This window comes from Streptomyces sp. SBT349, from assembly GCF_001083795.1.
GTDB lineage: Bacteria > Actinomycetota > Actinomycetes > Streptomycetales > Streptomycetaceae > Streptomyces.
Genome location: NZ_LAVK01000074.1, coordinates 1 through 25,837, shown reverse-complemented (window position 1 = coordinate 25,837; position 25,837 = coordinate 1). Strand labels below are relative to the sequence as shown.

19 protein-coding genes and 1 pseudogene are annotated in these 25,837 nt (G+C 74.7%); 8 read left to right on the top strand and 12 right to left on the bottom strand.

Annotated elements, in window-relative coordinates; translation table 11 throughout:
* Window positions 1–222 precede the first annotated feature (222 nt).
* Window positions 223–1,584, bottom strand: coding sequence for a family 2B encapsulin nanocompartment shell protein (locus ADY01_RS12125; protein WP_049570548.1), 1,362 nt, complete (start codon window positions 1,582–1,584; stop codon window positions 223–225).
* Window positions 1,585–1,645: 61 nt separating this feature from the next.
* Window positions 1,646–3,058 carry a family 2B encapsulin nanocompartment shell protein gene (locus ADY01_RS12120; protein ID WP_049570545.1) on the bottom strand — a complete coding sequence of 471 codons (1,413 nt, stop codon included), beginning with the start codon at window positions 3,056–3,058 and terminating at the stop codon, window positions 1,646–1,648.
* Window positions 3,059–3,433: 375 nt separating this feature from the next.
* On the opposite strand from ADY01_RS12120, the gene ADY01_RS12115 reads away from it, so the two are divergent.
* Window positions 3,434–5,860: a right-handed parallel beta-helix repeat-containing protein gene (locus tag ADY01_RS12115; protein ID WP_049570542.1), complete on the top strand. Its 2,427-nt coding sequence runs from the start codon at window positions 3,434–3,436 to the stop codon at window positions 5,858–5,860.
* A gap of 14 nt (window positions 5,861–5,874) precedes the next feature.
* Here ADY01_RS12115 and ADY01_RS12110 read toward each other — a convergent pair whose 3' ends face one another.
* Window positions 5,875–8,238 carry a hypothetical protein gene (locus ADY01_RS12110; protein ID WP_199826216.1) on the bottom strand — a complete coding sequence of 788 codons (2,364 nt, stop codon included), beginning with the start codon at window positions 8,236–8,238 and terminating at the stop codon, window positions 5,875–5,877.
* A gap of 176 nt (window positions 8,239–8,414) precedes the next feature.
* Between ADY01_RS12110 and ADY01_RS12105 the strand changes: the two genes are divergently transcribed.
* Window positions 8,415–9,260 (top strand): DeoR/GlpR family DNA-binding transcription regulator, encoded by an 846-nt coding sequence (locus ADY01_RS12105; RefSeq protein WP_049570539.1) that lies wholly within the window; start codon window positions 8,415–8,417, stop codon window positions 9,258–9,260.
* Between the two features lie 47 nt (window positions 9,261–9,307).
* Here the strand turns inward: ADY01_RS12105 and ADY01_RS12100 are convergent, their stop codons facing one another.
* Window positions 9,308–9,568: a hypothetical protein gene (locus tag ADY01_RS12100; protein ID WP_049570536.1), complete on the bottom strand. Its 261-nt coding sequence runs from the start codon at window positions 9,566–9,568 to the stop codon at window positions 9,308–9,310.
* A 175-nt stretch (window positions 9,569–9,743) separates the two neighbouring features.
* Between ADY01_RS12100 and ADY01_RS12095 the strand changes: the two genes are divergently transcribed.
* Entirely contained in the window at window positions 9,744–11,396 is a 1,653-nt protein-coding gene (locus ADY01_RS12095; RefSeq protein WP_049570533.1) for a bifunctional 3'-5' exonuclease/DNA polymerase, read from the top strand.
* A gap of 467 nt (window positions 11,397–11,863) precedes the next feature.
* On the opposite strand, the gene ADY01_RS12090 is transcribed toward ADY01_RS12095, so the two are convergent.
* Entirely contained in the window at window positions 11,864–13,366 is a 1,503-nt protein-coding gene (locus ADY01_RS12090; protein ID WP_049570529.1) for a PLP-dependent aminotransferase family protein, read from the bottom strand.
* A gap of 98 nt (window positions 13,367–13,464) precedes the next feature.
* Between ADY01_RS12090 and ADY01_RS12085 the strand changes: the two genes are divergently transcribed.
* On the top strand, window positions 13,465–14,154 hold the full coding sequence (locus ADY01_RS12085; RefSeq protein ID WP_049570525.1) for a YczE/YyaS/YitT family protein: 690 nt from the start codon (window positions 13,465–13,467) through the stop codon (window positions 14,152–14,154).
* 168 nt (window positions 14,155–14,322) lie between these two features.
* Window positions 14,323–14,697: an RNA polymerase-binding protein RbpA gene (locus ADY01_RS12080; protein WP_049570522.1), complete on the top strand. Its 375-nt coding sequence runs from the start codon at window positions 14,323–14,325 to the stop codon at window positions 14,695–14,697.
* Window positions 14,698–14,848: 151 nt separating this feature from the next.
* Here ADY01_RS12080 and fxsA read toward each other — a convergent pair whose 3' ends face one another.
* The 5 genes from fxsA to ADY01_RS12055 form a co-directional block, all read right to left on the bottom strand.
* A complete protein-coding gene (gene fxsA, locus ADY01_RS12075; protein ID WP_049570519.1) occupies window positions 14,849–15,469 on the bottom strand; it encodes an FxsA family membrane protein in 621 nt (206 codons plus the stop codon).
* 3 nt (window positions 15,470–15,472) lie between these two features.
* On the bottom strand, window positions 15,473–16,240 hold the full coding sequence (locus tag ADY01_RS12070; protein WP_049570515.1) for a polyprenol monophosphomannose synthase: 768 nt from the start codon (window positions 16,238–16,240) through the stop codon (window positions 15,473–15,475).
* Complete coding sequence (gene lnt, locus ADY01_RS12065) at window positions 16,237–18,054, bottom strand: apolipoprotein N-acyltransferase (RefSeq protein WP_049570512.1); 1,818 nt, start codon at window positions 18,052–18,054, stop codon at window positions 16,237–16,239. Before lnt ends, ADY01_RS12070 begins: the two co-directional genes overlap by 4 nt.
* A gap of 482 nt (window positions 18,055–18,536) precedes the next feature.
* Window positions 18,537–20,186, bottom strand: coding sequence for an amidohydrolase (locus ADY01_RS12060; RefSeq protein WP_049570509.1), 1,650 nt, complete (start codon window positions 20,184–20,186; stop codon window positions 18,537–18,539).
* Between the two features lie 67 nt (window positions 20,187–20,253).
* Entirely contained in the window at window positions 20,254–20,694 is a 441-nt protein-coding gene (locus tag ADY01_RS12055; RefSeq protein ID WP_049570506.1) for an Lrp/AsnC family transcriptional regulator, read from the bottom strand.
* 198 nt (window positions 20,695–20,892) lie between these two features.
* Between ADY01_RS12055 and ADY01_RS12050 the strand changes: the two genes are divergently transcribed.
* The gene (locus ADY01_RS12050; protein WP_063784200.1) at window positions 20,893–21,279 is read left to right on the top strand and encodes a hypothetical protein; all 387 of its coding nucleotides are present in this window, start codon (window positions 20,893–20,895) and stop codon (window positions 21,277–21,279) included.
* 11 nt (window positions 21,280–21,290) lie between these two features.
* On the opposite strand, the gene ADY01_RS12045 is transcribed toward ADY01_RS12050, so the two are convergent.
* Both ADY01_RS12045 and ADY01_RS12040 read right to left on the bottom strand, forming a co-directional pair.
* Window positions 21,291–22,460 (bottom strand): acyl-CoA dehydrogenase family protein, encoded by a 1,170-nt coding sequence (locus ADY01_RS12045; RefSeq protein WP_420715648.1) that lies wholly within the window; start codon window positions 22,458–22,460, stop codon window positions 21,291–21,293.
* A 362-nt stretch (window positions 22,461–22,822) separates the two neighbouring features.
* Complete coding sequence (locus tag ADY01_RS12040; RefSeq protein WP_049570499.1) at window positions 22,823–24,208, bottom strand: peptidase C39 family protein; 1,386 nt, start codon at window positions 24,206–24,208, stop codon at window positions 22,823–22,825.
* A gap of 155 nt (window positions 24,209–24,363) precedes the next feature.
* On the opposite strand from ADY01_RS12040, the gene ADY01_RS12035 reads away from it, so the two are divergent.
* Both ADY01_RS12035 and ADY01_RS12030 read left to right on the top strand, forming a co-directional pair.
* Window positions 24,364–24,939, top strand: a complete 576-nt coding sequence (locus ADY01_RS12035; RefSeq protein WP_049570555.1) for a uridine kinase family protein — start codon at window positions 24,364–24,366, stop codon at window positions 24,937–24,939.
* A gap of 54 nt (window positions 24,940–24,993) precedes the next feature.
* Window positions 24,994–25,837: pseudogene (locus tag ADY01_RS12030) on the top strand (CbxX/CfqX); the annotation flags it as partial.

Sequence of the window (25,837 nt, the reverse complement as noted above, 5' to 3'; positions counted from 1 at the left end):
CCGCCCGGCCGCGCCGCGCGCGATGCAGCCCGGGGCGTACCAGGCCCAGAGCCCGTACCCGGGCCAGCCGCAGCCCCAGCCGCAGCCGGGCCCCCAGCAGTACCCGTCGCCCGGGTACTGGTCGGAGCAGGGGGCGGGCCACTAGCGCGGGCGGCGCACCGCGCCGCACCGCGGGAGGGACGCAGGAGCGAGTGGGGGAGGAGGGACGCGAGGCGGCGGTCGTCAGACCTCCGCGTCCTCCAGGATGCCGAGGGCGTCGGGGACGAGGACGGCCGCCGAGAAGTAGACGCTCACCAGGTAGGAGATCACCGCCTGCTCGTTGATGCCCATGAAGCGGACGTTCAGGCTGGGTTCGTACTCCTCGGGGATGCCGGTCTGGTGCAGGCCGACGACGCCCTGGTTCTCCTGGCCGGTGCGGAGGGCGAGGACCGAGCTGGTCCCCAGGGGGGTGACCGGGATCTTGTCGCAGGGCAGCAGCGGGATGCCGCGCCAGGCGCCCAGCCGGACGCCGTCGATCTCGGTGTGGCCGGGGTGGATCCCGCGCGCGCTGCACTCGCGGCCGAACGCGGCGATGGTCCTGGGGTGGGCGAGGAGGTACTGGGTCTTGCGGCGCCGGGAGATCAGTTCGTCCATGTCGTCGGGGGTGGGCGGGCCCGAGCGGGTGTGGATGCGCTGACGCGGGTCGGCGTTGTGGAGCAGGCCGAACTCCCGGCTGTTGACGAGCTCGTGCTCCTGCCGTTCACGCAACGCCTCGACGGTGAGCCGCAGTTGCTCCTCCACCTGGTTCATCGGCTCGCTGTAGAGGTCGGCGACGCGCGTGTGGACCCGCAGCACCGTCTGCGCCACGCTCAGCTCGTACTCCCGCGGATCCGCCTCGTAGTCCACGAACGTCCCCGGCAGCACCGGCTCCCCCACATGCCCCGACGCCAGCGCGATGTCGGCCTCGCCGCGCTTGTTGCGGGGCACGGCGGGCCTGGCCGCGTAGCCGTCGAGGTGGGAGCGGAGCGCCGGGGACCTGGCGGCCACGGCCGCCACCTCGGCCAGGGGCAGGGCGAGCACGGTGCAGCGCGTGACGGCGCGCAGGGTGTGCTCCCACGCGCCGGGATCGCCCCCGAGCGCCCCGTCGCCCGCGAAGTCGCCGTCGGCGAGGGTGCCGAGCGACCTCTCCCCGTCGTAGGCGCCCCGGCCCAGCCTGCGGACCTTGCCGTGGGCGATGAGCAGCACCTCCCCCACCGGCTGCCCGGCCTCGGCGAGGACCTCGCCCGCGCCGTACTCGCGCTGGACGCAGGCACCGGCCAGCGCGTCGAGGACCGCGGGGTCCTCCAGCCCTCCGAGGGGGGGCAGTTCGGTGAGCTCGGCGGGGATCACGCGGAAGTCGGCGCCGGTGGCGACGAACTCGACCCGCCCGTTGCCCAGGGTGTGGGTCAGCCGGCGGTTCACGCGGAAGGTGCCGCCCGAGACCTGCACCCAGGGCAGCGCCTTCAACAGCCACCGCGGGGAGATGCCCTGCATCTGCGGCGGGGTCTTGAGGGTGCTCGCGAGATTGCGGGCCGCTGTGGTGTCGAGGCTCAGGGGCGAGTTCACGGGTGGGCGCCTTCCATACGTGGGTGGGGGATGCGGCGGAGCGGCGAGCGGGGGACGGACGTCAGTGCCCGATCTCGACGTCCTCCAGAATTCCGAGCGCGTCGGGGACCAGGACGGCGGCCGAGTAGTAGGCGCTCACCAGATAGGAGATGACGGCCTGCTCGTTGATGCCCATGAACCGCACCGACAGGCTCGGCTGGTATTCGTCGGGAATTCCGGTGCGGTGCAGCCCGACGACGCCCTGGGCCTTTTCCCCGGTGCGCAGCGCCAGAATGGAACTGGTGCCGGAGGGGCTGACCGGGATCTTGTCGCAGGGGAGCACGGGCACGCCGCGCCAGGCCGGCACCGCGTGGCCCTCCAGGTCCGTGCCGCCCGGGTAGAGGCCGCGGGCGCTGCACTCCCGGCCGAACGCGGCGATCGCCTTGGGGTGGGCCAGGATGACGCTCGGGTCCTTCCAGACGGTCGCCAGCAGTTCGTCCATGTCGTCGGGGGTGGGCGGGCCCGAGCGGGTGTGGACGCGCTGCCCCAGGTCCGCGTTGTGGAGCAGGCCGAACTCCCGGCTGTTGACGAGCTCGTGCTCCTGCCGTTCACGCAACGCCTCGACGGTGAGCCGCAGTTGCTCCTCCACCTGGTTCATCGGCTCGTTGTACAGATCCGCGACGCGGGTGTGCACCCGCAGCACCGTCTGCGCCACGCTCAACTCGTACTCCCGCGGATCCGCCTCGTAGTCCACGAACGTCCCCGGCAGCACCGGCTCCCCCACGTGCCCCGACGCCAGCGCGATCGCCGACTCCCCGTACGCGTTGGTCCCGTCGGGCTCGGCAGCGAGGTAGGCGGCGAGGTGGCCGGTCAGCGCCGGGGTGCGGGAGGCGATCTCGGCGAACGCGCCCGCGGGGAGCGTGAGAACGGTGCCGCTGGTGAGGGCGATCAGGCTGTGCTCCCACAGCCCGGCGTCCGCGTCGGTGAGCACGCCCTCGCCGTAGTGGTCGCCGTCGGCCAGGACGCCGAACTGGGTCTCCGTGTCATAGGCACCGGCGCCGCGCACCGCCAGCTTGCCGTGGGCGATCAGGACGACCCGGTCGGCCGGGGTGCCGGCGGCCACGATCACGTCCCCCGGCGCGAAGTCCCGCTGGACGCAGGCGGCGGCGACGGCCTGGAGGACGTCCGCCTGGTCGAACCCGGCGAGCGGCGGCAGTTCGCCGAGCTCGGCCGGAATGACGCGCACCTCGGCGCCGGTCGACACGAATTCCACCCGGCCGTTCCCCACGGTGTGGGTGAGCCTGCGGTTGACCCGGAACGTACCACCGGAAACCTGCACCCACGGGAGCACGCGCAGCAGCCACCGGGAGGTGATCCCCTGCATTTGCGGGGGTGTCTTGGTGGTGGTCGCGAGATTGCGGGCGGCCGTCGTGTCCAGGCTCAGCCGAGGGGATGACACCGCATTACCCTCGGTCGGTTCGGTGGAAGTGGTCATGCAAAAGCACCGCCAATCTGCGGTCGTACGCGGGCCATTCGGGGGATCCCGCGAATGAAGCTAGAGGCATGCGCCGAAGGGTGGCAATCACTCGAAAGTGGGGGTAACTCGCGGATTCCACAAGGGAATTGGTGGGTATCCCGGCGTGACGTTCCTGCGGCGGAGCACCCAGCGTGCATGTCAGATCACCGTTCGTGACCACGTAGGCTGAGGGGCGCCCAGGCGCACTACCGGCGCGCGGTTGCGCATGGGGGGCGTGCGCGCACCGCCGTCGATCCGGTCATTCCATCGGTCCGCGGCGCGCTACCGTTGAGCGGCCATGTACGCGTGGTAGCGCGCTTCCGTCATCGCATGAGGTTGGGGCACATCGATTCCATGACTAAGGGCTCGGTCCAGGTGACGCACACCGGAACAGCACGCTGGCGGCGGAGGACCGCCGTCTACGGCACCGTCACCGAAGCCCTGGCCGCCGCCGCCGACGGCGACGTCCTGGTCCTTGGCCCCGGCACCTACCGGGAGAACCTGGTGATCGAGCAGTCGGTCACCGTCCGCGGTCCGGGCGAGGACAAGGACGGCCCGGCGCGGATCGCGCCCCCCGAGGGAGTCCCGCTGACGGTCCGCGGCTCCGCCACCGTCTCGCACCTGCGCATCGAGGGCCAGGACACGTCGGCCCCCGCCGTGCTGATCGAGAACAGCACGCCCGAGCTGACGGGGATCCAGGTCCACAGCGCGTCCGCCTCCGGCATAGAGGTGCGCGGCGGCGCCCGCCCGACCGTCAGGCAGTCCGCCGTCAGCAACCCGACCGGCTCCGGCATCAGCGTCGGGGACGGCGCGGGCGGCCTCTTCGAGGACTGCGAGGTCGTGGAGGCGGGACAGCCGGGCGTCTCGGTGCGCGGCCCGGCGCACCTGCGCCTGGAGCGCTGCCGGATCCGGCGCTCGTCCGGGGCCGGTCTCTCGGTGACCGGCGAGGGCAGTGCCGTCGACGCGGTGGAATGCCACATCGGGGACATCAGGGGCACGGGCGTGGTGCTGGCCGAGCGTGCCACGGCACACCTCACCGAGTGCGAGGTGTCCGCGACCACGGGCGACGGCGTCACCCTGGACTCCGAGGCGGTGCTGACCCTGACGGACAGCAGGCTCTCCGACGTCCCGGAGAACGCCCTCGACCTGCGCGGCCGTTCGGTGCTCACGCTGGTCCGCACCGGCATCAGCGGCTTCGGGCGCAACGGCCTGTCCGTGTGGGACCCGGGCACGCACGCCGACGCCCACGACTGCGAGATCCACGAGTCGGCCGGGGACTACCCGGCGGTGTGGGTCAGCGACGGCGCCACGGCGGTGCTGGAGTCCTGCCACGTGCACCACGTGCCGGACGCGCTGTTCGTGCTGGACGCCGGGTCACGCGTCGACGTGGTCGACAGCCGCATCGAGGAGGTCCGCGGCTCCGCCGTCTCCGTCAGCGACGGCGCCGCCGCGCAGCTGGACGCCTGCCGGATCCAGGGCGTCGGCACCGGCGCGTGGTTCCGCGACGAGGGCAGCGGCGGCACGGTGACCGGCTGCACCATCGACCGGGCGCGGACCGGGGTCATCGTGACCAAGGGGGCCGACCCCGAGGTCAGGGACAGCACGATCAGCGGCCCGGCCGAGGCCGGCGTCTACGTCTCGGCCGGGGGACGCGGCCGCTTCTCCCGGTGCCGGATCACCGGCTCGGGCGGCTACGGCTTCCACATCATCGACGGCTGCGCGAGCACGCTCGACCACTGCCGTACCGAGCGGTGCTCGCGCGGCGGCTACGTGTTCGCCGAGAACAGCCCGGTGCTCACCGACTGCCAGAGCGACGAGACGACCGCCCCCGGCGCCGACGTCCGCCTGAAGACCGCCGACGCGACGGCGACCGCGACGGCGCGCGAGCGGGCCGTGACCGACGCGGCGAAGGCCGAGGACGCCTCCGCCCCGGACGCGCCGCCCGCGGCGGAGGCCGGTGCCGAGGACAGCCGCCCCTCCGACGAGGTGCTGGCCGACCTGGAGGCCCTGGTGGGGCTCGCGACCGTCAAGCGCGAGGTGCGGGCCCTGATCGACATGATCGAGGTGGGGCGGCGCCGGCAGCAGGCCGGGCTCAAGGCCGCCTCGGTCCGCCGCCACCTCGTCTTCACCGGCTCCCCCGGCACCGGCAAGACCACGGTGGCCCGCCTCTACGGCGAGATCCTGGCCTCGCTCGGGGTGCTGGAGCGGGGGCACCTGGTGGAGGTCTCCCGGGTCGACCTGGTCGGGGAGCACATCGGCTCCACCGCGATCAGGACCCAGGAGGCGTTCGAACGCGCCCGCGGCGGCGTGCTGTTCATCGACGAGGCGTACGCCCTCTCCCCCGAGGACGCGGGCCGCGACTTCGGGCGCGAGGCCATCGACACGCTGGTGAAACTGATGGAGGACCACCGGGAGGCGGTGGTGGTGATCGTGGCGGGCTACACGGCCGAGATGGAGCGCTTCCTCGCCGTCAACCCCGGCGTCGCCTCCCGCTTCTCCCGCACGATCACCTTCGGCGACTACTCCCCCGAGGAGCTGCTGAGCATCATCGACCAGCAGGCCGGCGAGCACGAGTACGACCTCGGCGAGGGCACCCGCGAGGCGCTGCTGAAGTACTTCACGACCCTGGACCGGGGCCCCTCCTTCGGCAACGGCAGGGCCGCCCGCCAGACGTTCGAGGCCATGGTGGAGCGGCACGCGGGGCGCGTCGCGCGGCTGGCCGAGCCGAGCACCGAGGAGCTGACGGTGATGCACCCGGAGGACCTGCCCACGACGCCGTGAACGCCACCGCGGCGTCAGGACCGTTCTCTGGGGGGCGGCGGGCCCGGCAGGGCGACGGCACCGCGCGTCACCCGCCGGAACAGCTCGGCCCGCTCCTCCGCGAACGCCGGGTCGTCCGGGTAGTCGCCGTGGCCCAGGATCGGTTCGGGAAGCGGGCGCCGTAAATTGCGCCCGTAGTGCAGCGGGTCGGCCAGCGGGCCGCGGTCCACGGCCGTTCCCCCGCGCCCGGTCACCGCGACCGGCCCGCCGATGGGGTCGGTGTCCCGCCACAGGTTCCGCCAGCACGGCAGGTCCCCGTGCAGGGAGTGCAGCGCCTCGGGGCCGAAGAACGCGGGGAACCAGCGGCCGTAGAGCCGAGCCAGCGGCGAGCCGTGGGTGAGCAGCGCGATGCGGCTGCGGGTGGCCGCGTCCAGCTGCCAGACGGCCGCGGCGGCGAGCACGCTGCCCTGGGAGTGCCCCGAGATCACCAGCCGCCCGCCGGTCGCGTCGATCCAGGTCCCCATCCGCCAGGAGAGATCGGGAACGGCCCGCTCCGCGTAGCAGGGCGGCGCGAACGGGTGGGCGGCGCGCGGCCAGAACGTGCCGACGTCCCACAGGATGCCGACCGTCCTGCGGGCCCCGGCGTCACGGTAGGCGCGGCGGCCCATGGCGAGGAGGAGGACGACCCCTATGCCCATGAGCCAGGAGCCGAGCGCCTGGCAGGCGTCCACGAGCGCCGCGAGGGCGGCGGGCGCCTCCGCGGCGGCCTCCGAGGGGGTGTCGCCGCTCAGCGACCCGGCCACCGCCGCCAGGCCGAGCACCAGGCAGGCCCCGCTGATCCAGGCGACCAGGGCGGGCGCCGAGTCCGTCAGCCGGGCGCGGGCGACGGCCGCGGCGATGCGCCCGCTGCGGTCGCCGTCCGCCTCGCACGCCTCGTCCGGGTAGCGCTCCCTGACCGTGGGCACGAGCCTGGCCCGTTCCCCGTGGATCCCGAGCAGGGCGACCACGGCGAGCGCCAGGACCACGGCCAGCAGTACCGGGATGGCGGACGCCTCCCAGCTGAGCACCACCGGCGGCCCCGCGATGGTCGCGCCCTCCTCCCCCGGCTGGGCCGAGGGGTCGAGCCAGTCGGCGACGCGCTGGGCCACCCCGCCGGTGAAGACGCCACCGAGGCCGCAGGCCAGCAGCGCCACGCACGCGCCGCCGACTCCGGCCAGCGCGCCCCGGTCGGCGCTCCGCGCCCGCCGGTGCAGCAGCAGCGCGGTGACGGCCACGCCGACCACCAGGGCGCCCTGGACCACGATCAGCACGGGGAAGACGCCGCCGCCCGCCGGGTGACGCCCCTCGGTCGCCCACGCGGGGCGGCTCCAGGCGGTGTGCGTCGCGACCAGGGCCAGCAGCGCCAGCGCCGCCCAGGGCAGCGCGCGGGAGAACGGCGGCTCCGGCCGCTGGTCCGGCTCCTCCTCGGTGCGGCCGTGCCTGCCCTGCTGGACCAGGACCACGACCCACCCGGCCAGCGTCAGCCCGGTCAGCGCCCAGCCCACGGCCGCCGCTCCGCCGTCCCCCTGCGAGCCCCTGTCCTGGGGACCGGTGGCGGTCAGCAGGGCGGCGGCCACGGTGAGCAGGCCCGCGGCGGTGTGGGAGGAGCGCAGCCGGGCGACCAGGCCGCGGCCGTACCAGAAGCCGGGGAGGCTCAGCAGGGCGTCCCCGTTCCCGTCCGCGGCGGGCCGGGGGCGGACGGGCGGCGAGGCGGACTCGTACGCGCTCCAGGTGCGGTGCGAGAGCCACCACAGCAGGACGAGCAACGCCACGGGCACCAGCGCGGCCAGCACCAGGCGGCGCCCCGGCTGGCCCCACCAGCCCCGGCCCTGGGCCAGGGGCTCCAGCCAGCCGGCCTCCTCGACGCAGCCGGCCGAGCCGGCGCACTGCCAGGCGACGAGGTCGATCGAGACGGCGCAGGCCCCGGCGACCAGCAGCACGGTGAGCGAGAGCGCGGTCAGCCGGACCAGGGTGTCGTAGACGCGGTGGGTCCACCGGGGGCCGCGGGTGGCGGGGCGCATCCAGTGGGCGATGTTCACGATCATGAAGGGCAGCAGGAGCAGCCACAGGGCGCGGGCCCCGTTCCCCGAGGTGAGGTTGCACCACCAGTACGCCTCGCGCACCGGCTCGGCTCCGTTCCAGGGCCGGTCGGCCAGGTCGTCGGTGCGGCGGTGGATGCTGGCGGTGGCGTCGCCTGTGACGCGGGTGACGCGGGTGTCCTCCAGCATCTCGGCGGGCGTGGTGCCTCCGACGCCGTGCACGAGCAGCTCGACGGCGGGCTCGGGCGGCGGGCCCGCCGCCTCGCCCGTTCCCCCCTCGTCCGTGGGGGTCGCCCCCCCCGCCGCTCCCTCGGTGTCCATCGCGATCCCCCCGGTCGTCGGTTGCCTTCGTCCCCCTCCTCTCCCGGCGGGACGATCCCGAACCGCCCCCGCCGGGGGGATGTTGGGGCATGGGAGGATGACCACTCGGCATGTCAGCCGGCACCCGCGGCGGGGCGAACGGCGCGGCGTGCGGACGGGGTCAACGAGGAGTGGGCGTGAGCGACAACCAGAACCTGCTGGCCGGTCAGCGGCGGGCGCTCATTCTGGACGAGGTGCGGCGCAGGGGCGGGATCCGGGTCAGTGAACTGACGCGCATGCTCCAGGTGTCCGACATGACGGTGCGCCGGGATCTGGACGTGCTGGCGCGGCAGGGCTCGCTGGAGAAGGTGCACGGCGGCGCCGTTCCGGTGACCGAGCGGCGCACGCACGAGCCGGGCTTCGAGGCGAAGTCCTCGCTGGAGCTGTCGGCGAAGAGCGAGATCGCGCGGGCCGCCGCGGCGCTGGCGACGCCCGGCAGCGCGGTGGCGCTGTCCGGCGGCACGACGACGTTCGCGGTCGCCCACCAGCTGCTCGAAGTGCCCGAGCTGACGGTGGTGACCAACTCGGTGCGGGTCGCCGACGTGTTCCACAACGCGCGGCAGGCCGCCGAGGGCGGGCCCGCGCCCGCGCACCCGGCGACGGTGGTGCTGACCGGCGGGGTGCGCACGCCCTCGGACGCGCTGGTGGGCCCGGTGGCCGACGCGGCCATCAGCTCCCTCCACTTCGACGTGCTGTTCCTCGGGGTGCACGGCATCTCGGTCGAGGCGGGCCTGTCCACGCCGAATCTCGCGGAGGCGGAGACCAACCGGCACTTCATCCGTTCGGCCCGGCGCGTGGTGGTGGTGGCCGACCACACCAAGTGGGGGACGACGGGCCTGAGTTCGTTCGCCTCGCTGGACGAGGTGGACACCCTGGTGACCGATGCGGGGCTGCCGGGCGCCGACCGGGACGAGATCGCCGCCCATCTGGCGGAGCTGGTGATCGCGGGGGACGGCGGCACGCCGACCCGCGTCATCGTCTGACCGCGGCCCGGGAACGGGGGCGTTCCCGGGCCGCCGCACCCGCGGGCTCAGCCGGCGCCGCCCTTGCGCCGGTCCTCGGTGAGCACCGAGAGCCGCGCCCGGTACTCGTCGGCCTCGATCTCGCCCGCCGCGAACCGCCGGCCGAGCAGGTCGGCGGGCGTCTCGCGGCCCGGCCCGCGCCCGCCGCGCCACACGGTGCGGCGCAGCAGCCAGAAGGCGGTGAACAGGATCGCCGCCCATATCAGCGGGAAGAGCAGGAACCAGGGTTCCGGTCCCTCGTCGTGCCAGCCGTTCGCCAGGATCTCCATGGCATCGTCCCCTCCTCGGTTCGTCGCGTTCGGCCGAAGGGTTCTCCCTCGTCCCGTACCGAGCCTCCTCGGGAACGGGCCTCCCGTCGTCGTCCGCTCAGCGGCTTCGGCGCTGCTCCCGGCGGAGTACGGCGGGGGCCGGGCGGTGTCAGTGACGGCTGCCAGAATCGGACACATGAGCGATGAGCCTCCGGGGCGGCCGGGGAGATGGGCGCTGGCGGAGTACGCCGACGGCTCGGTGCGCGTGTGCCCGCTGGACGAGCGGGGGCGCCCGGCGGGGCCGGTGACGGCGGAGCCCGACGCCGCCGCGGCGGTGCGGGCCAGGCCCCGGGTGACGCGGTGGGTATGGCGCTCGACGGCGGCCCTCTATCCGCGCGTGCTGGCGGCGGGCCTGCGGGTGGAGCGGTGCTACGACGTGGAGGCGGCCGAGGCGCTGCTGCTGGGGCACGAGGGGAGCTGGGGGCTGCCCCGGTCGCTGAGCGCGGGATACGCGCGGCTGCGGGGGCTTCCGGTGCCGGAGGACCCGCCCCCGGCCACGGCGGAGACGGCGCAGCCCTCGCTCTTCGCCGCCGGGCCCGTTCCGCTGCCCGCGGGGGCCGATCCGCTTGAGGCCCTGCTCCTCGTGTACGAGGGACAGCTGGAACGGGCGGGCCTGGCGGTCCGGCCCGAGCGGATGCGGCTGCTGCTGGCGGCCGAGTCGGCGGGCACGCTGGTGGCCACGGAGATGGGGAGGTCGGGGCTGCCCTGGCGGGCCGACATCCACCGGGAGCTGCTGACGGAGCTGCTGGGCGAGCGGTATCCGGGCGCGGCCGAGCCCCGGCGGCTGGCCGAGCTCGCCGAGCGGGTGTCCTCGGCGTTCGGCGGGGGCGCGCGGGTCCGTCCCGATCTGCCCGCCGACATCATCCGGGCGTTCTCCCGCGCCGGGATCACGCTGTCCTCCACCCGGGCCTGGGAGCTCAGGGCCGTCGACCACCCGGCGGTGGCCCCGCTGCTCGAATACAAGCGGCTGTACCGGATCCACACCGCGCACGGCTGGTCGTGGCTGCGGTCCTGGGTGCGGGACGGCAGGTTCCGCACGGAGTACGTCCCCGGCGGTGCCCCCTCGGGCCGGTGGACCACGCACGGCGGTGGGGCGTTGCAGATCCCGCGGGCGGTCAGGCGCGCGGTGGTGGCCGACCCCGGCTGGCGTCTCGTGGTGGCCGACGCCGACCAGCTGGAGCCGCGGGTGCTGGCCGCGATCTCCCGCGACCCGGGCCTGATGGCGACGGCGGGCGGCGCGGACGACCTGTACACCGCGCTGTCCCTCCGCGGCTTCTCCGGCGACCGGGCGGCGGCCAAGCTGGCGCTGCTCGGCGCGATCTACGGGCAGACCTCGGGCGAGGGCCTGCGGCACCTGGCCGACCTGCGGCGGCGGTTCCCCGCGGCGGTCGCCTGCGTGGACGATGCGGCGCGGGCGGGCGAGGAGGGCCGCCTGGTGCGGACCTGGCTGGGCAGGACCTGCCCGCCGGGCGACCCGGACGCCCGGCCGGGGGCACCGGCGCGCGCCAGGGGCCGCTTCACGCGGAACTTCATCGTCCAGGGCAGCGCCGCCGAGTGGGCGCTGCTGATGCTCGCGGCGCTCCGCGCGCTGCTGCGGGACATGCGCGCCGAGCTGGTGTTCTTCCAGCACGACGAGGTGGTGGTGCACTGCCCCGAGGAGGAGGCGGAGGCCGTGGCCGAGGCGGTGCGGGCATCGGGCGAGGCGGCGGGCCGCCTCACCTTCGGCACCACCCCGGTGCGGTACCCGTTCTCGACAGCCGTGGTGGAGTGCTACGCCGACGCGAAGTGAGACGGCACTCCACGCAGACCCCGAACGCCGCCCCGGCCACACGGACCCACCGCAAGGCCCCCCGCACCACAGACACCACCGCCAACGGCGGACCGCAAAGCCCTCCACACCACGGCCACCACCACACCCGCCCGCAGGCCACACACGGCCTGCCCGCAGGGCACCCGCACCACGGGCAACACCAGCCACGACCCGCCCCGCAGGCCACCCGTACCGCAGGCAACACCGCACACGGAGCGCACCGCAAAACCCTCCGCACCGCGGACCACCCGCCCGGAGGGCACCCGCACCACAGAGCCCGCCGCACACGGCCTGCCCGCAGGCACCCGCACCGCGGACAGCGGCACCGCACATGCCGCCCGCAGGGCACCCGCACCACGGAACGCGCCGCACACAGCCCCGCCCCACGCCACGGGTGACACCGCACACACCGCCCGCAGGGCACCCGCAGGGCACCGCAGTTGCTCTCAGGCGATGTGGGCGAGGGGGGTGTCCAGGCCTGCGGTGAGGCCGTCGGAGACCAGGGCGGCGGCCGTGGCCAGGCGCCCCGCCGCCTCCACGGCGACGGGTCCGCTCACGATGAACGGCACGCGGACATACCCCTCGAAGGCGCCATCGAGCCCGAACCGCGGCCCCGAGGCGACGCGGACCCCGGCCCGCTCCCCCGCCTCCGCGACCCGTGACCCGGACAGGCCGCCGGTCCGCACCCAGAGCGTGATCCCGCCGCGGGGAACGGCGAACTCCCAGTCGGGCACGTGCTCCCGCAGCGCCGCCACCACGTCCGCCCTGTTGTCGCCGATCTCCGCGCGGCGCTGGTCGAGCGCCCGCGCCCAGCCGCCCGAGGTCAGCAGCCAGCACAGCGCGAGCTGTTCGAGCACGGGGCTGCCCAGGTCGGCGCGGGCCCTGGCCGCGACAAGGCCGCGGATCACCTCGGGTGCGGCCCTGACCCAGCCGATGCGCATCCCCGCCCACAGCGCCTTGCTGGCCGAGCCCACCGTGATCACCCCGGCGCCGCCATGGTCGAACGCGGCCACCGGCCTGGGCCGTTCACCCGGGGCGAGGTCGACGCCCAGGTCGGCCATGGTCTCGTCCACCACCAGCACCGTGCCCGCGGCGCGCGCGGCGGCGACCAGTTCCCTGCGCCGATCCTCGTCGGCCAGCGCGCCCGTCGGGTTCTGGAAGTCGGCCATCACATACGCGAGACGGGGCGACGCCTCGCCGAGCACGCGGCGCCAGGCGGGCAGGTCCCAGCCGTCGAGCCCCTCGCCCATGGGGACCGGCACCAGCCGGGCGCCCGCCTCGCGCATCAGCTGGAGCGCGTTGGCATAGGAGGGGTGCTCGACGGCGATCCGCTCGCCCGCGGGCGCGAAGAGGCGGCAGATGGCGCCGATCGCGCCCATGGCCCCGGTGGTGACCATGATCTGCTCGGGCATCGTGGGCACGCCGAGGGCCGTGTAGCGGTCGGCGAGGGCCTCGCGGAGGGCGGGGAGTCCGGCCGGGAAGTCACCGTGGGTGCGGGCGGCGGGCGGCAGCGCCTCCAGGGCGCCGTGGAACGCGCGGGTCAGCCACGGCTCGGGCGCGGGAAGCGCGGCGCAGCCCAGGTCGATCACCGAGCCGACCGACTCGGGCGGCAGCGGGTCGAGTCCGCGCGCGGGCAGCGGGCGCCCGGCCGGGACGGCGGTCCAGCTCCCCGAGCCGCGCCGGGACCGGAGGAAGCCGTCGGCGCGCAGCGCCTCGAACGCGGCGGCCACCGTGGTGCGGCTGACGGCCAGGGCGCCCGCGAGCTCCCGCTCCGCGGGCAGCCGCGCCGCGACCGGCACCCGCCCCTCCAGGACGAGCAGCCTGACCCCGTCGGCGAGCGCGCGGTAGGCGGGTACCTGCGGCGCACTCGCCCCGGCGCCCCTGCCGTCCCGGGAGCCGAGGAGCCGGGCCAGCTGGCCCGCCCCGACCGTCGAGGTCCACTGCGGCATGATCCGAGTCCACCTTTCGCCGATTGGCCCTGGGAATCGCGCCCCTGAGGACCACAGAGTGTCACGCGTCAGGCCAATCACACCAGGGAGGGGTCCTCATGAATCGGTTGCCGAGGCGGCTGGCACAGCTGTACGGCGGCCTGCTGCTCTACGGGGTGAGCGCGGGGCTGATGGTGCGGGCGGGGCTCGGGCTCGACCCGTGGGACGTGTTCCACCAGGGGGTCTCCGAACGCTCCGGCCTCTCGATCGGCATGGTGGTGAACCTCACGGGCCTGCTGGTGCTGCTGCTCTGGATACCGCTCCGCGAGCGCCCCGGGCTCGGCACCGTCTCGAACGTGCTGCTGATCGGGATCGTGATGGACATCACCATGGCCCTGGTCCCCGACGCCGGGGCACCGGCCGTCCAAGTGCCCCTGATGCTGGGCGCGGTGGCGCTCAACGGCCTGGCCACGGGCCTGTACATCTCGGCGGAGTTCGGCCCGGGACCGCGGGACGGGCTGATGACGGCACTGCACCGCGTCACCGGCCGCTCCACCCGCCTGGTCCGCACCGGGATCGAGGTGACGGTGCTGCTGGCGGGCATCGCGCTCGGCGGCACGGTCGGCGTGGGGACCGTGGTGTACGCCCTGGCGATCGGCCCGCTGGCCCAGTTCTTCCTGCGCATCTGCGCAATTCCGGGGACTCGGTCGGGAATGGATTTCGATGACCGGCGGCGGCGGGGTATTCTACGCCTTCGTTCCCGCCGGATGGCCCGTCACCACGAGCCATCCTGTGCGGACGTCGGGTGACATCTCCTGTCAGATGTGACAAACCGGACGCCGGTGGGTACGTGAAGGGGCGGTACGACGGGCGACGTATACCTGTAACGGGAATCTTCACCGCCGACCGGACGTTGACCTGATTGATGATGACAGCGACACCTGTCCTGTGGGCGACCAGCCCGGGAGGCACGATTCATGAGTGAGCGAGCTCTACGCGGCACGCGGCTCGTGGTGACCAGCTACGAGACGGACCGCGGCATCGACCTCGCGCCGCGTCAGGCGGTGGAGTACGCATGCCAGAACGGGCATCGGTTCGAGATGCCGTTCTCGGTGGAGGCCGAGATCCCGCCGGAGTGGGAATGCAAGGTATGCGGAGCCCAAGCCCTGCTGGTGGACGGCGAGGGCCCGGAGGAGAAGAAGGGCAAGCCGGCCCGTACACATTGGGACATGCTGATGGAGCGCCGCACCCGCGAGGAGCTGGAGGAGGTGCTGGCCGAGCGGCTTGCGGTACTGCGTTCCGGCGCGATGAACATCGCGGTGCATCCGCGGGACAGCCGCAAGTCGGCTTAGGGCACCCGCCGACGTTACGGCCGTCGGCCCTACCACGACCACGATCGGCCAAGGGCTGGGTCACCGGAGAGTGACCCAGCCCGTTTGTATGCCCCGCGCCCGTGGGCGCCGCGTGCGGGGGCCGCCCGTCGGGCCCCGCACGCGTGTCAGGTCAGCGGGGCCCGCCGAGCTCCCCGCCGCCCCGGTCCCGGTCACCCCGATCCTCGGGATCGGTGCGGCCGGGCCCCTTCTCGTCGTCCTCGTCGTCCTCGCGGATGACCTCGCCCCGCACCACCCTGCCGTCCGGCCGCCGCATCCGCGCGCGGTCCCGTGCCGCCCTGGCCTCCTCGAACGCCGCGCCCACCGGGCCCGCCGAACGCCGCACATGGCGCATTCCGGCCCGGCGCAGCAGCGCGGCGGTCGGCGGGAAGACGCAGAGCAGCCCGACGGCGTCGGAGATCAGGCCCGGCACCATCAGCAGGAGGCCGCCGAGCATCGCCAGCCCGTTCCCGCCGCGGGAGGCGCGGTCGTCCTCGGGCGGCGCGCCGCCGGTGCTCACCGCCTCGCTCAGGCGCTGCCAGGCCCGCCGGCCGGCCTGCTTGATGATCACGGCGCCGATCACGAAGGCGGCGACCAGCAGCAGGAAGACGGTCCACCCGCCGGCCGCGTCACCGATCAGGAGCAGCAGCCAGATCTCCAGCACGGCCCAGGCCGCGATCGCCAGCGGCAGCAGCGCGCGCGGGCCCCGTCGCGGCCGGCGCGTTCGGTACGGGTTCGGTTCCCCGGTCGTCATGCGTCAAGTGTGCCTGTCACGGCGGCGTGTACCGAACCGGGCGGCGAGTCCCCACGCGGTGACCCGCCACAGCGCCTCGACGACGATGTCGCGGCTCATCTTGCTGTCACCGTGCTCGCGCTCCACGAAGGTGATCGGCACCTCCGCGACCCGGTGCCCGGCCCTCAGCGTCCGGTGGAGCATGTCCACCTGAAAGCAGTACCCCTGCGAGACGACGTCCTCCATCGCCATGCCCTCCAGCACATGCCGGCGGAACGCGCGGAAGCCGCCGGTGACATCGCGGACCGGCAGGCCGAGGAGCAGCCGCGAGTAGGCGCTGCCGCCGCGCGAGATCAGCTCGCGGTACCTGGGCCAGTTGACGATCCGGCCGCCGGGGACCCAGCGCGAGCCCAGCACGAGGTCGGCCTCGCGCAGCGCGGTCAGCAGCCGGGGCAGGTCCTCCGGCCGGTGCGAGCCGTCGCCGTCCATCTCGATCAGCACGCCGTATCCGCGGTCGAGGCCCCAGCGGAAGCCCGCCACGTAGGCCGCGCCCAGGCCCTCCTTGCCGGGGCGGTGCAGCACGTGGACATGGCCGTCGACGTCCGCGATCTCGTCGGCGATCTTGCCCGTGCCGTCGGGGCTGTTGTCGTCCGCGACGAGGATGTCGCACTCGGGGGCGACGAGGCGCAGGCGCTTGACCAGCGGGGAGATGGTGGCGGCCTCGTTGTAGGTGGGGATGATCACCAGGGCCCGGCCCAGCGGCCGACGCTCACGCCGCACTGCGTCGCTCACGCGGCGCCCTCCTTCCGCCGCCCGGCGTCTCCCGTTCCCTCCGTGTCCCCCTCGGCCGCCGCACCCACCGGGGTCCCGGTGCCGCGCGCGCGGCGGGCGAGGCGACCGCGGACCGCGGCGCCGGCCCACACCAGCAGGCCCAGCCCCGCGAGCGCCCACTCGGGGGCCGCGCCGACCCGGTCGGCCACGGTCCTGTCGTCCCGCAGCGGCAGGTCGGCGGTCAGCACGTCCTGGGTGAACTCCTCGGTCCGCTGCTCGATGGTGCCGTCGGGGGCGACGACCGCGCTGATGCCGCTGGTCGCCGCGGTGACGATGGCACGGCCGTGCTCGACGGCGCGCAGCCGGGACATGGCGAGCTGCTGCTCGGGCTGCCCGGAACCGCCGTAGGTGGCGTTGTTGGTCTGGACGACCAGGGCGCGGGCGCCGTCGTTGACCGTGTCGCGCACGATGCCGTCGTAGGCCACCTCGAAGCAGATGACGTCGCCGAGGCGGGCCGGGCCCACGTCGAGGACGCCGGTCTCCTCGCCGGGGTAGAAGTCCCGCGGCACGCGCTCCAGGCGGGAGATGACCTTGCTCAGCTGGTCGCGGAACGGCACGTACTCGCCGAACGGCACCGGGTGCTGCTTGGTGTAGGAGTCGCCCGGCCCGGTCTCCGGGTCCCAGACGATGCCCTGGTTCTCGACGTAGCCCTCCTCGGTGGGGTGGTCCACCAGGGCGCCGACGAGAACGGGCACGCCCACCGCGCGGACGGCGCCCTCGATCGCGGCGTACGCCTCGGGCTCGCGGTAGGGGTCGAGGTCGGAGGCGTTCTCCGGCCAGATCACCAGGTCCGGGCGCTCGGCCCGCCCGGCGTCGATGTCCTCGGCGAGCCGCATGGTGGCCTCGACGTGGTTGTTCAGGATCATCATGGGGCGGCCGAGGAAGTCCATGCCCGCCTGCTGCACGTTGCCCTGCACCACCGCGATCGAGACGGTGTCGTCGGCGTCGGTGCGCACCGGCACCGCGTATCCGGCGGCGGTGACCGCCGCGGCCAGGCCGACGGCCCCCGCCACCGGCAGCGCCGCGGCCCGCGGCAGGGCGAGGCGGCGCTCGCGCGGCGCGGGCCGCAGGCGCAGGACGACCCAGGCGAGCAGGGCGCCGGTGAGCGCGACCGCGAAGGTGACCAGGGGGGCGCCGCCGAGCGCGGCCAGGGGCGTGAACGGGGTGCCGGTGTTGGCGAAGGCGAGGCGGCCCCAGGGGAACCCGCCGAGCGGCACCCGGTCCCTGGCCCACTCCTGGGCGACCCACAGGCAGGCGGCCCACAGCGGCGAGGCGGGCAGCCGCGAGGTGACGGCGAGCCCGGCGCCGAGCGGAACGAAGAAGAGGGCCTCGATCGCGGAGAGGCCGACGACGGTGTCCCAGCCGATGACGTTCAGCCACTTCAGCAGACCGAGGAAGAACGGCAGCCCCAGCGCGAAGCCGAGCCACGCCCCCTGCCCGGCGCTGCGCCCGTGGGTGAGCACCGACAGCGCGGCCACCGCGGCCAGGGAGAGCGGCCAGAGGTCATAGGGGGGGAACGCGGCGGCCAGCGCGAGTCCGGCGACGGCGGCGGCCAGCGCGGGGCGCCAGGTCGCCCGCGCGGACGCGGCCAGCCTGCGCGTCCGGCCGGGGCGACGGCCACCCGAGCCGGACGCGGACGCGGCGGACGCCGGCGTCCCGGTCAGGGACGGGGGGACGGCGGCCCCGGCGAGCGGCGCGGTGCGGTCGGACCCGCGCGGGCTCGGGCGCACGTCTTCTGCGTCGCTGGCCGTGGTCGTCTCGGGGCCCGATGGCACGGTCGGTCGCCTTCCTGCGAAGCGGGCGATGATGAACGACCGTACCTCGAAGCCGGCGCGAGTCGGCGAGGTGGGGCTGCGGATCGGGACCCGGAGCTCTTCGGTCCGACCCGGGACCCGCTGGCTGCGAGTCGGCCTGAAGCCGTTGTCTACTGAGCGTCCGGGCCCCGCCCCGGGTCGCACCCGCCGACCGGACGAAACCTTCCGCCCCCGTGCCGCAGGCAACTGGACCTGGCTCCCGCTGGCGGAGTGCCGGGGTCGTGGCACCCGCCCTCTGGCCCAGCAGCGTTCGACGGCTGCGCGGAGGAGCGCCGGCCGGACGTCCTGTGGTGGACCCGGCCGAACCTACCCTTGCACGGCGGGCGGCTGTCAACAGGTGTCTGACCTGCCTCTTTCCGCCAAAGGGCCAGGTCAGTGCTGCGCGGGCGGGGCGTTCGACAGGTCGGAGCGCACGTCGTTCGGCGTATGGCCGCGGCGGCGGATCACTCGTTCAGCCGGTCGTACACCGTCCGCCCGCCGACGACGGTGCGCAGGCACTCGGGAAGCGGCGCGCCGGGGGTCAGTTCCGGCAGTCCCGGGGTGCCCGAGCGCGGGTCGGTCGACCAGCGGGCCACGCGGTCGTCCGGCGCCTGGACGACGAGCGCGCCGGTGCGCCAGAGCGCGTAGTCGGCGGGGGCGCCGGGGACGAGGACGCCCGCGTCGTCGCGCCCGACGGCGCGCCAGCCGCCGCGAGTGTGGGCGGCGAAGGCGGCGCGCACGGAGACGCGGTGCTCCGGGGTGCGGTGGAACGCCGCCGCCCGCAGCGCCTCCCAGGGGGCGAGCGGGGTGACGGGGGCGTCGGAGCCGAAGGCGAGGGGGACGCCGGCGCGCAGCAGGCGGGCGAACGGGTTGAGCGTGCGGGCGCGCGCGGCGCCGAGCCGCCGGGCGTACATGCCCTCCTCGCCGCCCCACGCCGCGTCGAACGCCGGCTGCACCGAGGCGGTCAGGGCGTGCGCGGCGAACGCGGCGACCGTCTCGTCGGTGAGCATCTCGGCGTGCTCGACGCGGTGGCGCAGGGCCCGCACCCGGGCGTCGCCCACCCGTTCCGCCGCGGCGGCGACGCCCTCGGTGACGGCGGCGAGGGCCGCGTCGCCGATGGCGTGGAAGCCCGCCTGGAGCCCGGCCTCGGTGCAGGCGGCGACGTGTGCCGCCACGTCCCGGGCGGTGAGATGCGCGGAGCCGGCGTGCCCGGCGTCGGGGTGGTCGGCGTAGGGGTGGCACAGATGCGCGGTGTGCGAGCCCAGGGAGCCGTCGGCGAACAGGTCGCCTCCCGCGCCGACCGCGCCGAGGTCCCTGACGCGCTCGGCCTCCTTCGCGGACGTGACGAGTTCGCCCCAGTAGCCGAAGACCCGGGGGCCGGGCTCGGCGGCGGCGCGGGCGAGGAGCCGGGTCAGGTCCTCCTCGCTGGAGATGTCGGGCCCCCCGCACTCGTGGAAGGACCCGATGCCGAGGGACGCGGCGCGGGCGCGGGCGGCCCGTTGCGCCGCGGCGCGCCGAGTGGGGGTCACGGCCTCGTCGGCGGCGCGGCGGACGGCGTGGTGGGCGGCGTCGGTGAGCGGGCCCGTCGGGTGGTACCCGGGCAGCGCCCGCACGCCGGGGACCAGGTCCAGCAGGGCGGTGGTGGCCAGCGCGGAGTGGGCGTCGACCCGGGTGAGGTAGAGCGGGCGCCCCCCGGCGGCGGCGTCGAGCTCCGCCCGGGTGGGTGCGCGCCGCTCCGGCCAGTCGGTGGTGTCCCAGCCGTGGCCGGTGAGAACGCCCCCGGCCTCCGCCGCGGCGGCGTGTTCCGTGACCCGCGCGAGCGCCCGGGCCAGGGAGGGGGCCCCGGCGAGGTCGAGTCCGGTCAGCGCCAGGCCCGTTGCCGTGGTGTGCACATGCGCGTCGGTGAACGCGGGGGTGACGAGGGCGCCGTCCAGGTCGACGACCTCGTCGGCGCCGGGCGCGAGCGCGTCGGCGGCGGACTCGGAGCCGACCCAGGCGACGCGGTCGCCGGTGACGGCCATGGCCGTGGCGAACGGGTCGGCGGGGGTGTGGACCTCGCCGCGGCGCAGGAGCACGGTGCGGGGCGGATCGCCCGGGGTGGTGCGTACGGTCATGGGGGCCAGTCTCCCGGCCCGGCGGGAGAGCGGACGACGGGCCCCGCGCTCCGGAGGCGCCCCGCGCTCAGACGCGGGGCGGGCGGGACTCGTAGGGGGTGGAGAGGACGACCGTGGTGCGGGTGGAGACGCCGGCCAGCGTGCGGATGCGGCTGAGCAGGTGCTCCAGCTGGGCGGGGGTGGCGACGCGCACCTTGAGGATGTAGTTCTCGTCGCCGGCGACGCTGTGGCACGCCTCGATCTCGGGCACTCCGGCCAGCCGGTCGGCGATGTCGTCGGGAGCGCTGGGGTCGAACGGCTTCACCGAGATGAACGCGGTGAGCGACAGCCCCACGGCCTCGGGCGCGACGATGGCGGCGTAACCGCGGATGATGCCGCGCTGTTCGAGGCGACGCACCCGCTGGTGCACGGCCGAGGTGGACAGGCCGGTGGCCTTGCCCAGGTCGGTGTAGCTCATCCGCCCGTCGGTGACGAGCAGTTCCACGATGCGCCGGTCCAGTTCCTCCACGGCCCGTAACCTACCCGGAATGGCGTCGCCGTGACGGGTGCGCCGGGGTGGAGCGGACCGGGCACGGTAGGGCAACGGTTATGTGACGAACGACACAAACACGCGTCCGTGTCCGTTTCCCGTTCACGATTATTCGTTGATCGCGGCGGGCATTGGTTGCTGTGGCCAACGCCATTGTGCCGTCCAAGGGGGATGTTTATGCGCACTGCGAAGCCACTCAAGCATGCCGGAACCGACGTGTTCGGCGTCGAGTCCGACATGGAGGCCGAGTTCGCCGACGAGGAGGGGGACGCCGACGTGGTCCGGGTCGTCTGCCCCGACTGCGCGCGGCCGATCGCCCTGGCCGGGCCGGACGAGGAGATGCCTCAGCACGCTCTCTGCCCCACCCCGTGGAACCCGTTCGGACTGACGCTGTGTCCCGGCTCGGGCCGGACCGTCTCCGGCACCGGCGCCGCGCGCGTCCCCGACGCTCCGGACGGTGGTGACGCCACGGCGCCGGGGGCCCTGCCCGAGGGCCTCGACTGGCGGCTCCAGCCCTTCTCGCACGCCGCGGCGTCCGGCGCCGGCATGCGCCAGGCCGCTTGACCGACCGCCGTCTAGGGCGTCTCCACCAGGTGGCGGGCGATGACCGTCCGCTGGATCTGGTTGGTCCCCTCGACGATCTGAAGGGCCTTCGCCTCTCTCAGGTACCGCTCCGCCGGGAAGTCGGCGGTGTAGCCGTACCCTCCGAGCGCCTGCACCGCGTCGACGGTGACCCGCATCGCCGTGTCGGAGCAGAACAGCTTGGCCATCGCGGCCTGTTGGGCATACGGCTCGCCCGCGTCGCGCAGCCGGGCGGCGGCGAGATAGAGGGCCCTCCCGGCCTCGATCCCCGTGGCCATGTCGGCGAGCATGAACCGCAGCCCCTGGAAGTCCGCGACGGGGCGCCCGAACTGCTCGCGCGCCGCGGTGAAGGCCAGGGCCTCGTCAAGTGCCGCCTGGGCCACGCCGATCGCGCAGGCCGCCATGCCGAGGCGGCCCGCGTCCAGGGCGTCCATGGCGATCCGGAAGCCCTCCCCCTCCGCCCCGACGCGGCGCGCGTCCGGAACGCGCACCCCGTCCACGTGCACCTGGGCGGTGGGCGATCCGGTCAGGCCCATCTTGCGCTCCGGCGCGGCGGCGGACAGCCCCGGCGCGTCGCCCGGCACCAGGAACGCGGTGATGCCGCGGGGCCCTTCCTCGCCGGTGCGCGCCAGCACGGTGTAGAAGTCCGCGACGCCGCCGTGCGTGATCCACGCCTTGGTGCCGGTGATCACCCAGTCGTCGCCCGCGCGGACGGCACGGGTGCGCAGGGACGCCGCGTCGGAGCCGGAGCCGGGCTCGGACAGGCAGTAGGCGCCCAGTTGCCCGCCGACGAGCATGCCGGGCAGGTGCTCGGCGCGCTGCTTCTCGGTGCCGAACCGGGCCAGGGCGTGGCAGGCGAGCGTGTGGACGCTGACGCCGAGCCCCACGGTGAGCCGGGCCGAGGCGAGCTCTTCGAGGACCTGGAGGTAGACCTCGTAGGGCTGGTCGCCTCCGCCGTACTCCTCGGCGAAGGGCAGCGACAGCAGCCCGGCGGCGGAGAGCCGCGCGAAGAGGGCGCGGGGGAAGGTCCCCGCCCCTTCCTCCGCCGCGGCCAGGGGCCGGATCTCGCGCTGGGTCAAGTCGCGGACGAGCGCCAGCAGATCGCGGGATTCCGGGGTGGGCAGGGGGCGCCGCACCGGGCGGGCCCCGTCGAGGATGATCATCGCGTTTCCTCCCTGGGGTGGTCGGGGGTCACACGTCAGAGCCGCCGGGTCGCGGCGGCCTGGTGTTTCGGATGGGGTTCAGGAACCACACCCCGAACCGTCGGAGTCGACCGAGGTCGGGCTGCCTTCCGGGACGAGGGACGTCGTGTGCAGAACGACGGGCTCCATGCCGAGGTTACGGCCGAGGGGTGGGTGGCCGGGACCCGGGGGTTCGATCATGACGGCGCCGACCGGTGGGCGCGCCGCGGATGAGGGTGGTCACCCGGCGCGTCGCCCCGGTCCCGCCGTCCCGCGGCGGGGCCGCCTGCCGCGCGCGGAACGCGGCTCCGGCCGGGTGGCCGGGGCCGCGCGTCCGCGCGTCGTCAGCGGATTCCCACGGAGGCGAGCGCGTTCCGCTGCGCCGCGGTCAGGTTCGTGGGGAAGTACAGGTAGCAGACGCCGCCGGTGCCGCTGCTGACCCCGCCGGCTTCGTTGTACCGCTGGGTGCGGAGCCAGATGTTCTCGAACTGCCGTCTGGGATAGACCCGGCGGACCACGTCGTTGCTGTCGCTGGCCGGGTCGTTGGCGATGACGTCGCCGTCCTCGGTGAAGCCGATGACCGTCATCAGATGCCCCGAGGTGCCGTAGCCCGCGCCGTCGAGCTCGGCCTCGTAGAAGGACTGCGAGGTGATCAGCGGGATCCCGGCCGCGACCAGGCGCTCGGCGTCGGTGAGGGTGGCGATCCGGGTGACGACGGACTGGATGTCCTGGTAGGTGGCGGCGTAGGCCGCGTTGAACGGCCAGTTGCCGCACCCGTTGTACTGGTAGTCGAAGGTGTGACGCGCCGCGTGGCAGACCTGCGGGTCGTCGTAGTCCGGGTTGACCCACTCCAGTTGCTCGGGGGTGGGGCGCCGGCCCCAGGACTCGATGATCATCTGCGAGGAGGTGGGGCTGCACCATGCCTCGCCGCCGTTGTCGTACTCGGGGTAACGGCCGATGTGCACGTTCTGCGAGTACGGGGGAACGGTCAGCTCGACGCCCGCGCCGGGTCCGGGGGCCGTCGCGGGCACCTCGAACCGGGCGGGCACGTCGGAGGTCATCGCGCCCAGCCGCCACACGGTGGGCGTGGCCGCGCTGCCCGGGGCGCGGTGCAGGGTCAGCCTCAACTGGTAGGAGGCCAGGCGCACATCGCCGTCGGTGTCGTCGATGGCGAAGGTGTCGGTCCAGATGCTGCTCGTGCCGTCGCCCTGGTCGTCCACCGAGGTCCGGCGGATGTCGGCGTCGCCCGCGGCCCAGATGCCCAGCGTGTACCAGGGGGTGTGGGACCCGTCCGTGTAGATGCCGATCATCTCGATGCGCAGCCAGGTCCCGGCGGGGGTGTCGGCGTTCCAGGAGGCGATCAACTCGCCGGCGGGCGTGGCGGCCTCGTGGTCGGGGGAGAGCCAGGTGGCGTACTCCCAGCCGGTGGTGGTGCCGGTGTGCGGGTCGGCGTACTCGACGGTGCCGACGGGCTCGCCGATGGTGATGCCGGGCCTGGCGCCGGTGAGCACGGTGATGCCGTCGCCGTGGCCGGCGTTCCAGTCGGCGGCGGAGGTCCAGACGGCGTTGTCCACGGTCGACGCGGCGGAGGGGCGCGAGGGCCGCCGGCGGGCGCCGGCGCCGCCGCCGTCCGCCGACGCGGAGGAGGCGGAGGCGGAGTACGAGGCGGTGGAGCCGACCGCGGCGGCGACGGCGGCGGCGAGTACGGTGCGGCGGGGCGTCGAGGTCACGTATGCGTCTCCCGGTCGTGTCCGGCGTGCGCCGGGTGGGGGCTGGCACGGCAGGCAACCACTATCTCCGGTCACGATGCTGACGACCAGTAAGTGACCGGGAACGCGCGGAAACAATATTGGTGTCTACCAGTGACGACGTGAGGGTGACCGCGATGATCTCCGCCGACGACGACGGGCTCGCCGGGCTGCCGGCCAGGCTGCGGGCGCTGCCTCCCTCCTGCGGGGGGACCCGGCTGATCGGGATCGACGGCCACGCCGGCTCGGGCAAGTCCACGCTGGCCGACCGGCTCTCGGCCGCGCTCGGCGGCGCGCCCGTGGTGCGCCTCGACGACTTCGCCACGCACGACGCGTTCTTCGGCTGGACCGGGCCGCTGACCCGGCTGGTGCTGCGCCCGCTGGCCGAGGGGCGGCCGGCGCGGTACCCGGTCTACGACTGGGAACGGCGGGCCTTCAGCGGCACGGCGGTCTTCGAGCCGGCCCCGGTGGTGCTGATCGAGGGCGTCGGCGCGGGGAGGCGGGACGTGCGCCCCTGGCTGGCCTGCCTGGTCTGGCTCGCGGTGCCCGCCGCCACGGCGTGGCAGCGCGGGCTCCACCGGGACGGACCCGGCCTCGACGCGTTCTGGCGCGAGTGGCGGGCGGCGGAGGCGCGGCACTTCGCCGAAGATCCCTCCGAGCCCTTTGCGGATATCCTGATGGAGCCGGGGGGTGGTCACTACCGTGCCCGCTGAAGCGGCCCTCCCCGTGCGGGGGACAGGCGGCGGAAGCCCGTTGTGGGGGTCGTCATGAATTCTGGCGCTCGCGTGCTGCGCGATCCGCACCGTCCTGACACCGGGGCCGATCTGGCGTGGCTGCGCGGCGTGGACGCCTACACCGCGGCGGCGTACCCGGAGGCGGAGGAGGAGTTCCGGGCGGCGGTACGCGAGGACCCGGGGATGGCGGACGCCTGGCTGGGGCTGCACGCGCTGCGCAGCGACGTGCCGGCCGCGTTGCGCCACATGTACCGCAACCGCACGCGTTTCGGCGAGCAACGCACGCGGCACGGCCGCCCGTTGAGCTCCTGGTACTGGCTGGGGTGGTGGGTGCAGCCGGTGCTGGAGACGCCGCGGGACCTGCTGCTGGCGCACGCCTCGCAGTTGCTCGACGGGCGGCGGATGGCCGAGCTCGACCGCGCGCTGGCCGAGTGCCCCGCGCCGGAATCCGACCCGTACGCGCGCTTCCTGCACGCCTGCCGCTGCTATCTGTCGAAGGACTGGGAGGGGCTCTACCGGTTCACCGCCTCGCTGACCGACGACCCCCATCTCGGCGTGGAGGCGGGCCTGTTCGCCGGGATGGCGCGGGTGCGGCTGGACATGTTCGACCAGGCGGAGCCGCTGCTGACGGCGGCGCTGATGCGGTGCCGCAGCGAGCAGCCGCAGCGCAAGGAGCTGCGGTACTGGCTGGCCCGGGCGCGGGAGGGCAGCGGGCGCAGCGCGGCGGCGATCCCGCTCTACCGGGCGGTGCACCATGTGGATCCGGAGTTCATGGACACGGGGGTGCGGCTGACGGCCCTCGCGGCGGAGGATCCGGAGTCCGCGCTCATGCCGTCGCCCGAGGACGCCGCGGAGGGGCCGCGGACACCGGGGGCGG

What these genes read in the sequence shown, in the direction of transcription:
- ADY01_RS12090 (WP_049570529.1), bottom strand. Translation starts at nt 13,366, where the DNA reads ATGCCGCAGTGGACCTCGACGGTCGGGGCGGGCCAGCTGGCCCGGCTC.
- ADY01_RS12085 (WP_049570525.1), top strand. Translation starts at nt 13,465, where the DNA reads ATGAATCGGTTGCCGAGGCGGCTGGCACAGCTGTACGGCGGCCTGCTG.
- ADY01_RS12035 (WP_049570555.1), top strand. Translation starts at nt 24,364, where the DNA reads ATGATCTCCGCCGACGACGACGGGCTCGCCGGGCTGCCGGCCAGGCTG.
- ADY01_RS12080 (WP_049570522.1), top strand. Translation starts at nt 14,323, where the DNA reads ATGAGTGAGCGAGCTCTACGCGGCACGCGGCTCGTGGTGACCAGCTAC.
- ADY01_RS12060 (WP_049570509.1), bottom strand. Translation starts at nt 20,186, where the DNA reads ATGACCGTACGCACCACCCCGGGCGATCCGCCCCGCACCGTGCTCCTG.
- ADY01_RS12050 (WP_063784200.1), top strand. Translation starts at nt 20,893, where the DNA reads ATGCGCACTGCGAAGCCACTCAAGCATGCCGGAACCGACGTGTTCGGC.
- ADY01_RS12110 (WP_199826216.1), bottom strand. Translation starts at nt 8,238, where the DNA reads ATGGACACCGAGGGAGCGGCGGGGGGGGCGACCCCCACGGACGAGGGG.
- ADY01_RS12120 (WP_049570545.1), bottom strand. Translation starts at nt 3,058, where the DNA reads ATGACCACTTCCACCGAACCGACCGAGGGTAATGCGGTGTCATCCCCT.
- ADY01_RS12100 (WP_049570536.1), bottom strand. Translation starts at nt 9,568, where the DNA reads ATGGAGATCCTGGCGAACGGCTGGCACGACGAGGGACCGGAACCCTGG.
- ADY01_RS12045 (WP_420715648.1), bottom strand. Translation starts at nt 22,460, where the DNA reads ATGATCATCCTCGACGGGGCCCGCCCGGTGCGGCGCCCCCTGCCCACC.
- ADY01_RS12095 (WP_049570533.1), top strand. Translation starts at nt 9,744, where the DNA reads ATGAGCGATGAGCCTCCGGGGCGGCCGGGGAGATGGGCGCTGGCGGAG.
- fxsA (WP_049570519.1), bottom strand. Translation starts at nt 15,469, where the DNA reads ATGACGACCGGGGAACCGAACCCGTACCGAACGCGCCGGCCGCGACGG.
- ADY01_RS12115 (WP_049570542.1), top strand. Translation starts at nt 3,434, where the DNA reads ATGACTAAGGGCTCGGTCCAGGTGACGCACACCGGAACAGCACGCTGG.